Annotated in this window: 16 protein-coding genes; 14 read left to right on the top strand and 2 right to left on the bottom strand. The window is 52.6% G+C overall.

Annotated features, from left to right (window positions below):
• Positions 1–161: 161 nt before the first annotated feature.
• From HRQ87_RS10495 to HRQ87_RS10485, 3 genes are read left to right on the top strand one after another with little or no spacing between them, the layout of a single operon-like run.
• Positions 162–1,283: a bifunctional 2-C-methyl-D-erythritol 4-phosphate cytidylyltransferase/2-C-methyl-D-erythritol 2,4-cyclodiphosphate synthase gene (locus HRQ87_RS10495; RefSeq protein ID WP_174138082.1), complete on the top strand. Its 1,122-nt coding sequence runs from the start codon at positions 162–164 to the stop codon at positions 1,281–1,283.
• Positions 1,280–1,774 carry a phosphatidylglycerophosphatase A family protein gene (locus tag HRQ87_RS10490; RefSeq protein ID WP_174138080.1) on the top strand — a complete coding sequence of 165 codons (495 nt, stop codon included), beginning with the start codon at positions 1,280–1,282 and terminating at the stop codon, positions 1,772–1,774. The genes HRQ87_RS10495 and HRQ87_RS10490 overlap by 4 nt, the downstream gene beginning before the upstream one ends.
• Positions 1,771–2,250, top strand: a complete 480-nt coding sequence (locus tag HRQ87_RS10485; protein ID WP_174138078.1) for a nicotinamide-nucleotide amidohydrolase family protein — start codon at positions 1,771–1,773, stop codon at positions 2,248–2,250. The genes HRQ87_RS10490 and HRQ87_RS10485 overlap by 4 nt, the downstream gene beginning before the upstream one ends.
• Here the strand turns inward: HRQ87_RS10485 and HRQ87_RS10480 are convergent.
• Positions 2,238–2,684, bottom strand: a complete 447-nt coding sequence (locus HRQ87_RS10480) for a type II toxin-antitoxin system RatA family toxin (RefSeq protein WP_174138076.1) — start codon at positions 2,682–2,684, stop codon at positions 2,238–2,240. The two genes, HRQ87_RS10485 and HRQ87_RS10480, sit on opposite strands and share 13 nt — an antisense overlap.
• A gap of 100 nt (positions 2,685–2,784) precedes the next feature.
• Between HRQ87_RS10480 and hpt the strand changes: the two genes are divergently transcribed.
• The 5 genes from hpt to HRQ87_RS10455 all read left to right on the top strand — a co-directional run bounded on the left by hpt (position 2,785) and on the right by HRQ87_RS10455 (position 4,912).
• Complete coding sequence (hpt, locus tag HRQ87_RS10475; protein WP_246252098.1) at positions 2,785–3,312, top strand: hypoxanthine phosphoribosyltransferase; 528 nt, start codon at positions 2,785–2,787, stop codon at positions 3,310–3,312.
• Between the two features lie 69 nt (positions 3,313–3,381).
• The gene (locus HRQ87_RS10470) at positions 3,382–3,621 is read left to right on the top strand and encodes a BolA/IbaG family iron-sulfur metabolism protein (RefSeq protein ID WP_174138072.1); all 240 of its coding nucleotides are present in this window, start codon (positions 3,382–3,384) and stop codon (positions 3,619–3,621) included.
• The gene (locus HRQ87_RS10465) at positions 3,621–3,851 is read left to right on the top strand and encodes a hypothetical protein (protein WP_174138071.1); all 231 of its coding nucleotides are present in this window, start codon (positions 3,621–3,623) and stop codon (positions 3,849–3,851) included. Before HRQ87_RS10470 ends, HRQ87_RS10465 begins: the two co-directional genes overlap by 1 nt.
• The gene (grxD, locus tag HRQ87_RS10460) at positions 3,852–4,214 is read left to right on the top strand and encodes a Grx4 family monothiol glutaredoxin (protein ID WP_174138069.1); all 363 of its coding nucleotides are present in this window, start codon (positions 3,852–3,854) and stop codon (positions 4,212–4,214) included.
• A 338-nt stretch (positions 4,215–4,552) separates the two neighbouring features.
• Complete coding sequence (locus HRQ87_RS10455; protein ID WP_174138067.1) at positions 4,553–4,912, top strand: DUF7684 family protein; 360 nt, start codon at positions 4,553–4,555, stop codon at positions 4,910–4,912.
• 142 nt (positions 4,913–5,054) lie between these two features.
• On the opposite strand, the gene HRQ87_RS10450 is transcribed toward HRQ87_RS10455, so the two are convergent.
• The gene (locus HRQ87_RS10450; RefSeq protein ID WP_174138065.1) at positions 5,055–8,552 is read right to left on the bottom strand and encodes an ExeM/NucH family extracellular endonuclease; all 3,498 of its coding nucleotides are present in this window, start codon (positions 8,550–8,552) and stop codon (positions 5,055–5,057) included.
• A gap of 248 nt (positions 8,553–8,800) precedes the next feature.
• On the opposite strand from HRQ87_RS10450, the gene HRQ87_RS10445 reads away from it, so the two are divergent.
• The 6 genes from HRQ87_RS10445 to HRQ87_RS10420 all read left to right on the top strand — a co-directional run bounded on the left by HRQ87_RS10445 (position 8,801) and on the right by HRQ87_RS10420 (position 13,400).
• Positions 8,801–9,412, top strand: coding sequence for a TetR/AcrR family transcriptional regulator (locus HRQ87_RS10445; RefSeq protein WP_174138063.1), 612 nt, complete (start codon positions 8,801–8,803; stop codon positions 9,410–9,412).
• Positions 9,409–9,564, top strand: coding sequence for a hypothetical protein (locus tag HRQ87_RS10440; protein WP_174138061.1), 156 nt, complete (start codon positions 9,409–9,411; stop codon positions 9,562–9,564). Before HRQ87_RS10445 ends, HRQ87_RS10440 begins: the two co-directional genes overlap by 4 nt.
• A 406-nt stretch (positions 9,565–9,970) precedes the next feature.
• Entirely contained in the window at positions 9,971–10,261 is a 291-nt protein-coding gene (locus HRQ87_RS10435; protein ID WP_174138059.1) for an SCP2 sterol-binding domain-containing protein, read from the top strand.
• Positions 10,262–10,328: 67 nt separating this feature from the next.
• Entirely contained in the window at positions 10,329–10,730 is a 402-nt protein-coding gene (locus HRQ87_RS10430; protein WP_174138057.1) for a DUF2147 domain-containing protein, read from the top strand.
• Between the two features lie 67 nt (positions 10,731–10,797).
• Positions 10,798–11,811, top strand: a complete 1,014-nt coding sequence (locus HRQ87_RS10425; protein ID WP_174138055.1) for a ligase-associated DNA damage response exonuclease — start codon at positions 10,798–10,800, stop codon at positions 11,809–11,811.
• Positions 11,808–13,400 carry an ATP-dependent DNA ligase gene (locus HRQ87_RS10420; protein ID WP_174138053.1) on the top strand — a complete coding sequence of 531 codons (1,593 nt, stop codon included), beginning with the start codon at positions 11,808–11,810 and terminating at the stop codon, positions 13,398–13,400. The genes HRQ87_RS10425 and HRQ87_RS10420 overlap by 4 nt, the downstream gene beginning before the upstream one ends.
• Positions 13,401–13,454: the final 54 nt, after the last annotated feature.

Below are 13,454 nucleotides of genomic sequence, written 5' to 3'. Positions count from 1 at the left end.
TCAGTTATCGTGCCAATAAGACAATCGCAAACGATCCACTGCACCTAAATGCTACAAATTTGCGCATTGCATAAAAAATAGGCATTATTTAGGTCGATTTCTTGCCGATTGCCCCCGCTGCAATCAAAGCCTAAACAATTCTGAAAAAGCGGAGACTATCCATGACCACAGCCGCCGTCATCGTTGCGGCCGGACGCGGGACACGTGCCGGGGGTGAAATTGCCAAGCAATGGCAGACGGTTGCCGGTCGCCGGGTGGCAGACTGGACGCTGGATGCCTTTCGTCAGATTACTGAAATTGAACACATCGTTGTGGTCTTGCATCCAGATGATCTGGGGCGCATGCCCGATGTGCCTTGTGTCATTGGCGGGGCGACCCGTTGCAGCAGCGTTTTGGCGGGATTGCAGGCCTTAAGTGGGTTGGGCGTCACCAAAGTGCTGATTCACGATGTGGCGCGGCCCTGTATATCGGCTAAGCTAATCCAGCAAACCATTGACACACTTGACCACGCCCAAGCCGCAGCGCCCGCGCTGGTCGTGACAGATGCGCTATGGCGGGGCGAAAATGACTATGTAACCGGCACCCAGGACAGGGCCCATCTTTACCGCGCGCAAACCCCACAAGGTTTTGATTACAAAGCTATTTTAAAGGCGCATCAGGCGCATGACGGCACGGCTGCAGATGATGTTGAAGTGGCCCGCGCCGCTGGTATCAAGGTTGCAATTCTGCCGGGAAGCGACGACAACCTGAAAATTACGCAGGCCAGCGATTTTGCCCGCGCAGAAAAAATATTGGGATCAAAGATGGATATTCGCCTTGGCAACGGGTTCGATGTGCACCGCTTTGGCGCAGGCGATCACGTGACATTATGCGGGATATCCGTGCCGTTTGATCGGGGCCTGCAAGGGCATTCCGATGCTGATGTCGGCATGCACGCTGTCACCGACGCGATTTATGGCGCATTGGCACAAGGCGATATCGGACAGCATTTTCCGCCCTCTGATCCACAGTGGAAGGGTGCAGCCAGCGATATCTTTTTGCGCCATGCCGTTGATTTGGCCGCCGAACACGGTTTTCAGATCGCCAATGTTGATTGCACATTGATCTGCGAACAGCCCAAGATCGGACCCCATACGGCACAAATGAAAGATGCCATGGCCCATATCATCGGCATCACGGCTAACCGGGTCAGTATCAAGGCCACAACATCGGAACGGCTTGGTTTCACAGGGCGCGAAGAAGGCATCGCAGCCCTTGCCACCGCCACGCTGATCAAACCATGAGCCGCCTGATCGCCACATTTTTCTTTATCGGCTATTTGCGGCCCGCACCCGGCACTTGGGGGTCGGCGGCAGCTATCCCTGTGGCATACCTGCTGCATGTCTTGGGCGGCTTTCCGGCACTTGCGCTGGCCACAGTTGTTGTTTTTGCAGCCGGTTGGTGGGCCACACTTCAGGAAACCCACGAAAGTGATGACCATGACCCTTCGCAGATCGTCATAGACGAGGTCGCGGGCCAATGGATCGCTCTTTGGCCCTTGTCAGCCGGGCTTTGGCACGCAGGCGCGGACCCTTGGGTCTTCCCTTATCCCGGCTGGATCGCGGCTTTTGTGCTGTTTCGCTTGTTTGATATCTGGAAGCCCGGCCCAGTGGGTTGGGCAGATCGTCAACACGGACCACTTGGTGTCATGCTGGATGACGTGATTGCTGGAATGCTGGCCGCGATCTGCGTTGGGCTGGCCGCAGCAGTGGCACACATGGGTCTTGGATTGTGAGTGCACCTGCCTTGTTGAATACAGCCCGTGCGGCACATCTGCGGATTGCCACAGCCGAAAGTTGTACTGGTGGTATGATTGCGGCGGCGCTGACCGATATTCCTGGATCATCTGATGTATTTGACCGCGGATTTGTGACATATTCCAACGCCGCCAAGCGAGATATGTTGAGTGTACTCGCAGAAACATTGGATGCGCATGGCGCAGTGTCAGAACAGGTCGCACGCGAAATGGCCAAAGGCGCATTAGCGCGGTCTGACGCACAGTTGGCAATATCCGTCACAGGTATCGCAGGGCCCGGCGGATCAGATCACAAACCCGAAGGCCGCGTTTGTTTTGGTCTGGCATATCTAAATAATAAAATCGTGACACAGACCATTGATTTTGGTGCGATTGGTCGGGCACTTGTACGTGAAAAATCAACGCATTACGCAATAAACCTAATGTTAAATGTAATCCGGGATCACGAAGAATAAAGCTGTGCTGCGCGTCGTTCAAAAGCCCGTACAATCCGCTGCATCGCTTCATTGAAAAACATACCGGCAGCGCCTTGCAAAATGCGGTTTTTAAATTCAAAATCAACAAAAAATGTCACTTCACATCCACCATCCGCATCCCGAAAATCCCAACGAGACTCCAGATAGCGGAAAGGGCCGTCGATATATGCGGTGTCAATCCGGCTGAAGTCTTTCCAAAGGGTGACTTTGCTGCCGAACCGTTCACGAAACACCTTGAAAGAAATCACAAGGTCGGCCAGCATCAGGGTCGTATCCCCTTGATCATCGGTCGATCTGATCCGAGCCGCAGCCGTCCAGGGCAGAAATTCAGGATATGACCCGACATCAGCTACCAAATCATACATTTGGCGGGCGGTGTAAGGCAGGTGCTTGGTTTCTGTGTGCGTCGCCATGGGGGACCTTTTGTGCGTGACAGTGGGCGTGCATGTCGTAGACTTACGCCGAAAAATCAAGAGGAGTCTCTGCGTGACGCGTCCTTATGTCATCGATAAAATGATCTCGGCCAAGGCGATCGCGGCCAAAATAGAAGAGCTTTCGCGGACAATCGAACATGAATTCGCAGACGCTGAAAAATTAATTGTAGTGGGGCTTTTGCGCGGCAGTTTTGTTTTCATAGCGGATTTAGTTCGCGAATTGAACATGGATGTTGAGGTCGATTTTCTTGAAGCGTCGTCGTACGGTGATGCCATGGAAAGTAGTCGGGAAGTACGCATTCTCAAAGACTTACGCGGCGCCATTGAAAGTAAGAATGTTCTTCTGGTCGAAGATCTTGTCGACACAGGCCACACGCTGAACCATGTCACGAAACTATTGCAGGCCCGTAAACCACAAAAGCTGCGCACGATTGCATTACTGAACAAACCCACCCGCCGCGAGGTGGATATCAAGGCGGATTGGACGGGTTTTGAAATACCTGATGAATTTGTCGTGGGCTATGGCATTGATTATGCGCAGCGCAACCGGAACTTGCCCTATATTGGCAAGGTGCGCTTTACGAACGAAGGCTCTGCCGCTTCGTAAGACCCCAGGTCCCTTGCATGCGCGCATCACGCGCTCTACATCTAGGGCAAAAGACAAGGACCTGATTTTATGCCTATGCAAGCACAGGAAATCGAAGAACTGCTGCGCGCCAGTTTTCCCGATGCAAAGATCACCATCACAGACATGTCCGGAACAGGCAGCAAATACGCCGCCGAAGTGATTGACGAAAGCTTTCGCGGACAAAATCGTGTTCAGCAACAACGTGCCGTTTACGCCGCTTTAAAGGGCAAAATGGACGGCAATCACGGTGATCTTCATGCCTTAGCTTTGACCACTAAAGCCCCGTAATGGAATATTTTTTCTGGATTATTGCTATAATTTCGGCACTGACCATTGCTTTGGCTATTGTACGGGTGAAACAAACCCGTGGGACGGAACGTGGTAGCTTGCCGGGCAAGGGTGATCATATCATTGAAGCAGACTATTCATCGGGCATGGGGGGTGGGCATCACACCCAGTACCGCGTGCCGAAAGACCCACAGGAATACGCGAAAATGTTCGTGCCGAAGGAGAAATAAATGACCGACGCAACCTCACAAATCAAAGATACGATCACCACAAATGACGTGGTGTTGTTCATGAAAGGCACCAAGGAAATGCCCCAGTGCGGCTTTTCATCCCGCGTGGCTGGTGTGCTGAATTACATGGGTGTAGAGTTCAAAGATATCAACGTGTTAGCGGACGACGGCATCCGTCAGGGCATCAAGGATTTTTCCGACTGGCCGACCATTCCGCAGTTGTATGTCAAAGGTGAATTCGTCGGTGGATGTGACATCATCACTGAAATGACACTGTCGGGCGAACTGGACACTTTGTTTGAAGAAAACAGCGTGACCTACGACAAAGACGCCGCCGACAAAATCCGCGAAAGCAACGCCTGAGTTGCTGTCTTTCATAACAAAAACATAACGTGGCGAACGCAGTTTTGTATATTTTGTACATGGGTTTTGTACCAAATATTTTGTACAAAACTGCGTTCGCTGCGATTTTAGGTTTTGTTGGAGTTTAATCTCATTCTGAGCGCATCTGCGGATTGCATAACGGCTGCAAAGCGGGACTTTGCTGCCGTTCTTGCAATACCTATCAAGGTCTGCTTCGGCTTAGATGTCACATCCTATCATCGCCCATCTTGACTAATAGGCGGCCTGATTGTCATCTCCTGCAGATGTTCAATTACATCTTCTTACCGACTGATGTCTCTGTTTCCTTTCCAAAGGAAATGACCAAATTCAAGTGCCTGATACTCATCGAGCGCGAAGTTGATTGGGAATATCGTAACGAGGTCAGCAAAGCGCTCGTGAAAGCTGGGTGCGTCTATTCGTTGGCTTGGGGCATTGATTGTTCTGCATGGGACGATAGCGTCGATTGGGCATTTCTGGAGGCTCATAACTTCGGCGACTACCCGAAGGTTAAATTCGTTATGACAACTTGGCATGAAGACGAAACGCTTCAAGAAGTTGTGGAGTTTGCAAAACACTGCACCGATTATTCTGAAGCGAAGCTTGAAGATATCTTAGTTCTCGATTTTGCGCATCACGAACGCAGTGAGTTGATCAAGAAGCTTTACCTTGCCGCTTGAAAGCTGCCATTCGCGCACATCGCAGCATCTGACAGATTGGGCTCTTTTTACACCTTCGCTGCACCCACACACAAACGACTAATAGGGTCAACTGTAGGTTTACAACACCAACCCAATGATCCGGGTTGGTGTTATTTTTCGTTTAGACGATGGGCGTGTCGCTTAGGTCCAGACCGATGATCAGCGGGTCGTGGTCGGCGGCGCGGTAGAGGTCGTCGTTATAGAAATCCGGATTTGTAAAGCGACCGGAATATCCCAGAAGGCCGGGTTCAGACGCGTTGACGTTCCATTCAGTAGCGCCGGTGATGTTATCGACCAGACCGTCTGATGCGAACGCCTGATCCAATGTGCCTTGCTGGCCGTCAAAGACAAAGCTAAACGCATCGTCCTGACCGCCGGGGATGAAATCGTCGATGATATCGACATAGCCAGGATCATCGCGCAGTAATTGGGTCGGGTCTTCCTGGGCATAGGCGTTGAAATCACCCAAGATCAGCAGGTTGTCCGCGATCAGATCATTCGGCGTCGCGGCGTCGGCTTCGGCCAGATAGGTGTTTTCCAGCCACTCCACGACCTCGGCTGACGCATCGGCGCGCACGGCGTTCCAGAACCCCTGCCCGTCGTCCTGATTAAAGTTCGGGTCTGCGATCAGGGCGTCGATATCGGCTTGCGTGATGTTGGTGTTACCGCCATCCAGCGCGTCCTGGGCCGCATCGACAAGATCCTGCAGATTGCTGTCGCCCTTGGATTTAAAGTGGTTGGACACGACGGTAAAGTTTTCGCCGGTATCGTTATCCTCAAACGTGGCGGCGACGGCGGGGCGGTTGCGCTGCAGATCGTTAACCTGTTCGCTGGTGGGCACTTCGGCGTTCAGAACTTCGGCCAGATCAAAGGTGTCTTGCGCCGATTGTTCGTCGAAAACATGCACATCTGAATGCAGCAGCATGACCTGATTGGCGTCATAGATGATGGCATTGGTAATCGCGTCTGTGCCGACAAAATCGCCCGTGCCTGTGGGATCGACGAACTGGTAATTCGCGTCCAGCCCACGCGCCACCGCTTCAGCGTTCAAAGCATCAACAAGGGTTGCGATGGCAGATGCATCGTCAAAGCCGTTATTTTCGATTTCCTGCAGGGCCAGAACCTCGGCCCCTGTACCAAGCAGTTGATCGACCAGTTTGTCGGTCTGGCGCACCAGATCTTCGGCGGTGGTCGCCCCGCGCGGATCAAGATCGTTGTTCGGGCCCGTCGTGCCGCCATCATCCAGCGTGGTAAAGAAGTTCTGTACATTCACGCTGGCCACTTGCAGGTCACCGCCCACATCATCGGGTGTGTCCTGACGCGCGCCGGTGTTGGTATCGGGGTCGATGGTGATCTGATCATCGACAATCACCTTGAATTCCGCACTGGTGCCGCGGCCATTGTCGGTGAAGGTCATGACGCCTTCGACCGGTTCGGTGACCTCAGTGCCCAGGCGCAAGGTCGGACCATCTTCGCTGAAGTCATCCCCCGCATCCAGAAAGCCGTTGCCGTTGTCGCCTTCGTCTGCCGTGACGGGGATGTATTCGAACTCATCGGGGTTTTGCGCACGCACGCCGTCTTCAAGCACCAGACGGTTGTTGGCGTTATCTTCGGCCAGCTCAGCGATCTGATCGGCTTCGGTTTGGGCATCGAACAATTGCGTGGGCTGGGTTTGTCCGCCCGAGCTGATCGTGATCTGGCCATAGCGGCCCAGTTCGAAATTCTCGATCACGGTTATCGCATCGCTGGTGCCGCTGGTGACCGATACGCGCATCCCCTCAACCGCTTCGTAATCGGCCTGGGTCGTATCGGGTGACAGCAAAACGCTGGCGGCGGTCGGCATGTCTTGATCGGTGGCCAGGGTCGCTGTGGATGTCACATTGCTGATCTGCGTTTCGCCGTTGAATTCGGCCACGGTGCCCACAACAGTCAGCTGATCGCCCACGGTGATTGTGCCCAGATTGTCACGCCCGGTGAAGACAAAGATGCCTTCGGATGTGGCGGCGTTTCCGTCGGCATCGGCGTCTTCTTCCTGCAGGAAATATCCGTCTTCGTCGACATAAGTGACAATCGCGGTGACTGACACCTGCTGGCCGACAAAGGCGCTATCGCCACCTTCACCTTGAATGTCCGACAATAGCAATTCAGTTGGATCGCCCCCGCCCGTGTCGTCGTTGGCTGCACCGCGCGTGTCTTCGCGCGGGGCGTCCCAGGTGCCGTCATCATTGCGCTGAAGGGAAAATCCGATGGGTGTGCTGCTGCCTTCTTGTTGGCCGATATCGGTTGAGGTCACACCCGCTGCTGTGCCGTCTGCCGCTGTTAGCGTCCCTTCATAGCTAAGAAATTCGACAACTTCGCCTGCGTTGATCAATGCGATACCATCAGCATTTCCGTTCTGAATACCCGCAATTTCAAGAACGTAATAGTCATAGGTGCCATCGGACGTCGGCGTGCCGGATACAATGGCGGTCTCATAGACCTGATTACTGCCGCCATTATACAGTTCAACCGACAGACCCGACACGTCCGTCCCGGCATCCACGCGGATTTCAATAAATTCACCCTGATCGCTGCCTGCATTGTCATAGTGAAATTCGTTGATGCGCGGCGCACTGCCGCCTTCGTCAACGTCTGTCACTGTGATGTTAATATTGTCCTGATCGGTTGCGCCGTTTGCATCGGTAGCAGCCACGGTCACCTCATAAACATTGTCACCATCTGTGTCGCCGGGGGCTTCGAAATCAGGGGCATTGATAAAGGTCAACGTGCCGCTGGCCGCATCAATCTGGAAAAGCGCTGCGTCTGCGCCACCGCTTATTGAAAAGCTGATCGCGTCGCCTTCGGCGTCTGTGGCCGCGATCTGAGCATCAATCACGGTGCCGTTTTCAGCCACACTGACAGCGGTCACAGCCGTCAATTCCGGCGCATCATTGGTGCCGTTTATGGTCACGGTGACTGTAGCTGTATCTGTGCCGCCACGTCCGTCATCAACGGTATAGGTAAAGGTGTCGGTCGCGGTTTCACCTTCGGCCAGACCCGCAAAAATATCGCCGGGATCATAGCTGACCACACCGTTTTGTACCGTGACCATCGCGCCCGCGTCGCTTTGGGCGGACACGTCGGTGATGGTCAGCGCGTCGCCGTCAAATTCCTGATCATTGGCCAAAAGATCATCTGTGTTGATCTGCGTGATGCCATCTTCACCCGCATCAACCGTGTCATCATCGGCCAAAACCGCGTTATTCGTGCCGTCCAGAAATAGGGTAAAGTCATCGGCTTCGAAATAAAGGGCCTCGACCCCTATCAATGTGTCTGTGCTGCCGTCATCCGCCATAACGGTGATCAAGGGAAAGAAATAGCCATGCTTGGCGATGGAATAATCGCGGATCGATCCTTTGTAGGTGACCGTGTCAAAGCCCCTGCCCCCAAAAATCTGATCGCTGCCAGCGCCCCCCAGGATAGTGTCATCGCCAGCCCCTGCAAAGATCACGTCATCACCTGCACCTGCGTCAATGATGTCATCCCCGCCAAAGCCAAAGATATAATCATCCCGCCCCGTGCCTGTCAGAACATCATCGCTGTGCGTGCCGAAAACAAATGCGTTGTGAAACCAAGTCATTATCGAATCCCCCAAGTGAATGTGACCTTTGTCGAGGCTAGGGCTGACGCATGTCTGTTTCAATTTTGTGTCGCAATACGAGATGAATTGGCGGAAAAACTCCTATTGGTTGTGCATCACGAACGCTGGTGGCATTGGATCGCAGGTCCAGTTGGGCCATTTTGATTTTGCCGTATTTAAATGTAGACCTGCCAGCCAACGTCTGATGTGCTAGACAAACAAGTCTGTCATTTTCAGTGAGATCCAGTTTGAACAAAAGCCCTGCCCTTTCCAATGATGCCGACGACCATGCTAAGCGTGACGGTCGTAGATTGCGCAGCGTGCGCAGCCGTGAACAGATCGCCAAGGCGTTGATCAATCTGGTGCAGGCGGGTAATTTTATGCCACGATCCCATGAGCTTGCCACGGCATCCGGCCTGAGTTTACGCACTGTTTTCCGCCACATAGAAGATATGGAAAGCCTGTATCGCGATCTGGCCGAACAGATCGAGGCCGATGTTATGCCGATCTTGCTGCGGCCCTATGAAAGCCATGACTGGAAAGATCAGCTGAATGAGGCCATTACGAAACGGGCCGAAGTCTATGAAAGGATCCTGCCAATCAAAGTGTCAGCGGATGTGCGGCGCTTTCGGTCAGAGTTTCTGATGGAAAACTATCGTCGTGGCGTCAATTTTGAACGCGCGCAGATCAAAGCGGTTCTGCCGGCACAGTTCGAAGCCGATCCGGACCTGCTTGAGGCGCTGGATCTTGCAACATCCTTTGAAAATTGGCGCAGAATGCGTTACGATCAAAATCTGACGCCGGATATGGCCGAACGGGTTATGCGGCGTATGGTGCAAAAACTGGTTGAGCTGCTATGAAACTGTCTATTCTGAAATACGCTTTGCTGGCCCTTGGCCTTTTGGCTGCCGCCGCTGCAAGTTTTGCAATTTTCCATTATCGCCAAACGGTCGGTCTGTCTGTTGAACCGGATACGACCGTGGTTGGCAGTATGTATCAGCTGATCGGTTGAAATCAGCTGTAAAAACACTCTGTATAATTTCTGTCATATCACACGCCATTACTTGCGCGATTCTGATTCAAACTCTGATTAAGTCTATAAATTTAAACTTTTACGTAAGGTCATTAAGAAAAAGTTTGTATCGTTACGTCAATGTTGCGCGAAAAAAAGAATTGGATCAGGGTGTGACACAATAATTGCGGACAAGACGAAGGGAGGCGCGTCATGACCCAATCGAAGATGGGCAACTATCAGGTGATCGGACGCGCTTTGAACAGGCGTTATGGCGATCCTCAAATTGAACTTATCGCAAAAATATGAAACATCGGGTTATACAACCTAAGACTGTGCCCAAGCGGTACTGTTATAATTTAACCGCCCCAAATTAGGGCTGAACACAACCAAAAGGAAAAATCACGTGAGCCAAGTTGTTGAACAAGCCGTTGCGGCAATGAATGAAAAACTGTCCCAGGGTGAGTTGGACAAATCCGTAAAATTCGTCATCGAAGACGAAGGAGCATTTGTCATGGATGGCGACGGGGCACGTGCGGGTGATGAAGAAACCGACCTGACTGTGATTGCCGACGCTGAGACTTTCAAAGGCCTGCAAGACGGCAGTGTCAACCCAACGACGGCCTATATGACTGGTCGGATCCAAATTCAGGGCGATATGGGTCTTGCCATGAAATTGGGTTCACTTCTAGGATGATTAAATATTGGGCGCTTTATGAAAGGTGCCCGTTATTTATGTAGGTCAGTAATCTGGAGAAGATACTATGAAAAAGTACCTCGCAATCGCGGTTTTGCTTATTGCAACTGCGGGGACAGCAATGGCCAACAGCCCAACGGGTATATGGCAACTGCACCGATCTAAAACCAATGGTATCGATCATCTGAATGTTCAATTTGGTGCCTGTGGAAATGCCGTCTGTGCACGGATTATCGAAGCGATTGGCGTGAATGGAAGGCCGGTTGCAAGTTATCCGCACGTCGGCAAAACGATTATCCGCAATATGGTTCACCAAGGCGGCGGTAAGTATGCTGGGGGTACAATCTGGGACCCGCGTCGCGATAAGACATTTGCGCTTGAAATGCAGGTGCGGGGCGGACGTATCCGTGCGGAAGCCTGTGCAAATGCAGTGCTGTGCAGATCGTTTCGCTGGTCGCGCATTCGCTGACAGATTATCATTTACAGAAAGTTAAACAGGAATTTGATCCTGTGTGACATGGCGCTAGTATTGCGTCATGGGTGATCTCTTAACTTTTACTGACAGCGGCATTTATTGTGAAAAGGGCGGTTTTTATGTTGACCCGTGGCGCCCGGTTGATCGGGCCCTGATTACGCACGGCCATGCCGATCACGCCCGATCCGGACACGCGCATTATATGGCAACGCACGCCGCAGCGCCGGTGATGCGGCATCGCTTGGGTGACATTGATCTGCAATCGATCGACTATGGTACGGTGCAGCGCATTGGCGATGTTGACGTATCCTTTCATCCTGCAGGTCACGTACCTGGATCAGCCCAGATCCGGATCGAACACAAAGGCGAGGTGTGGGTGGTTTCAGGCGACTACAAGATAGAACCAGACGGGTTTTCTGAACCCTTTGAACCTGTTACATGCCACGCTTTTATTACCGAATGCACCTTTGGGCTACCTGTTTTCAAATGGCAGCCACAGAATAATGTCATGGACCAGATCAATGATTGGTGGCGCAAGAACGCAGCCGCAGGGCGGACTTCGGTTTTGGGGGCCTATGCCCTGGGCAAGGCGCAGCGGATCTTAAGTGCCGTGAATGCCGATATTGGTCCGATCCTGACCCACGGCGCGGTTGAAAATACAAATGATGTGTTGCGTGCCCAGGGTTTGATCCTGCCTGACACGATCCGTGTGACACCTGACCTGGACCTCAAATCCTATTCAGGTGCTTTGGTTGTGTGCCCCCCATCAGGTTTTGGCAGTTGGACGCAGCGCTTTGGAGCGCAATCGACGGCGTTTGCGTCGGGCTGGATGGCAGTGCGCGGGGTACGGCGCAGACGAGCCGCTGACCGCGGATTTGTGATGTCGGACCATGCGGACTGGGATGGATTGAACACCGCAATTGCCGAAACCGGGGCAGAACGTATTTTTGTAACCCATGGATATACCAGCATTTTTCGCCGCTGGCTGGAAGATCAAGGATATGATGCGCAGATTGTTGAAACAGAATACGAAGGGGACGCGTTGGACCAAACAGACCCAGAGATTGCTGCATGAAACGCTTTGCGCAGCTTTTCACAGTGCTGGATCAGACGACAAAAACGACCCTTAAAACTGCTGCAATGGCCGATTATTTTCGTGATGCACCCGATGATGACAAATTATGGTGCATTGCGTTGTTTTCATCCCGTCGTCCCAAGCGCGCAATCAACACAACGCGGTTGCGCGAATGGGCGGCTGAACGCGCGGGCATTCCACTTTGGTTGTTCGAAGAAGCCTATCCCATTGTCGGGGATTTGGCGGAAACGATCTCTTTAGTGCTGCCCCTGCCATCAAATCCGCAGGACCACAGCCTGACCCACTGGGTGAATTATGTCATTGATTTAGGTATGTTAGAAGAAACCGATCGGAAATCAGGTATTCTGAAAGCATGGGATCAGTTGGATGGGGTCGAGCGGTTTTTATTCAATAAACTGATCACAGGCGGATTTCGAGTGGGGGTCAGTCAAAAACTGATGACGCGCGCGTTGGCCAAAGCAACCGATCAACCAGAGGCACAGTTGACGCACAAGCTGATGGGCAACTGGACGCCTGCGACAACCAGCTATCACGCGCTGATCTTGACCGATGATCCGGCGGCGGATTTGTCCAAACCCTATCCCTTTTATCTGGCCTATCAACTGGACGGTGAGGCGCAGGACCTGGGCGATGTGACCGAGTGGAGCGCTGAGTATAAATGGGACGGTATTCGCGGCCAGCTAATCTTGCGCGACGGGCAGCATTTTTTGTGGTCACGGGGCGAAGATCTGATGACAGATCGTTTTCCAGAGCTGGCGCAACTGGTCGATTTTGTCCCCCCAGGCACCGTTATTGATGGCGAAGTTTTGGCGTGGCAGGGTGATGCCCCCCTGCCCTTTAGCGCGCTGCAAAAACGGATTGGGCGCAAAACGGTGCCGAAAAAGCTGCTGAGTGAGGCACCTGTGGTTCTGAAAGCCTATGACCTGCTGGAATGGCAGGGGCAAGATATTCGCGACTGGTCATTCAAGAAACGACGCGCGCAACTGGCTGATATGATTGTAGATTTACCAGATGATCTGCCTTTGCGGTTGTCTGACAGCCTGACGGCTGACAGTTGGCAAGATTTGGCGGATCAACGCGCAATTTCGCGTGATTTGGGGGCCGAAGGGCTGATGCTCAAACGGTTGGACAGCCCCTATCTTTCGGGGCGCAAAAAAGGGGATTGGTGGAAGTGGAAGGTCGATCCGCTAACGATTGATGCGGTTATGATCTATGCGCAATCGGGTCACGGACGGCGGGCCAATCTGTTCACCGATTTCACCTTTGCGGTGTGGAATGGCAACGATCTGGTGCCCTTTACCAAAGCCTATTCCGGTCTGACCGATGCAGAATTTCGCCAGATTACACAATGGGTTAAGAAAAATACACTGCAACGCTTCGGACCTGTGCGGCAGGTCAAACCTGAACATGTATTTGAAATTGCATTTGAAGGCATCCAGGAAAGCACACGTCATAAATCAGGCGTTGCACTTCGATTTCCGCGGATGTCGCGGTGGCGTCACGATAAACCGCTGCAAGAGGCAAATACCTTAGGCGATCTAAAGGAAATGCTGCAGCAATATGGATAAACAGGTTGCGGTAGCCGCGTCAGGGCATATCTTATGCGTAACGATAATCAGAGG

Origin of the sequence: Parasulfitobacter algicola, from assembly GCF_013315265.1 — a bacterium.
GTDB classification, from domain to species: Bacteria; Pseudomonadota; Alphaproteobacteria; order Rhodobacterales; family Rhodobacteraceae; genus Parasulfitobacter; species Parasulfitobacter algicola.
This window is presented reverse-complemented; position numbering and strand designations above follow the sequence as displayed.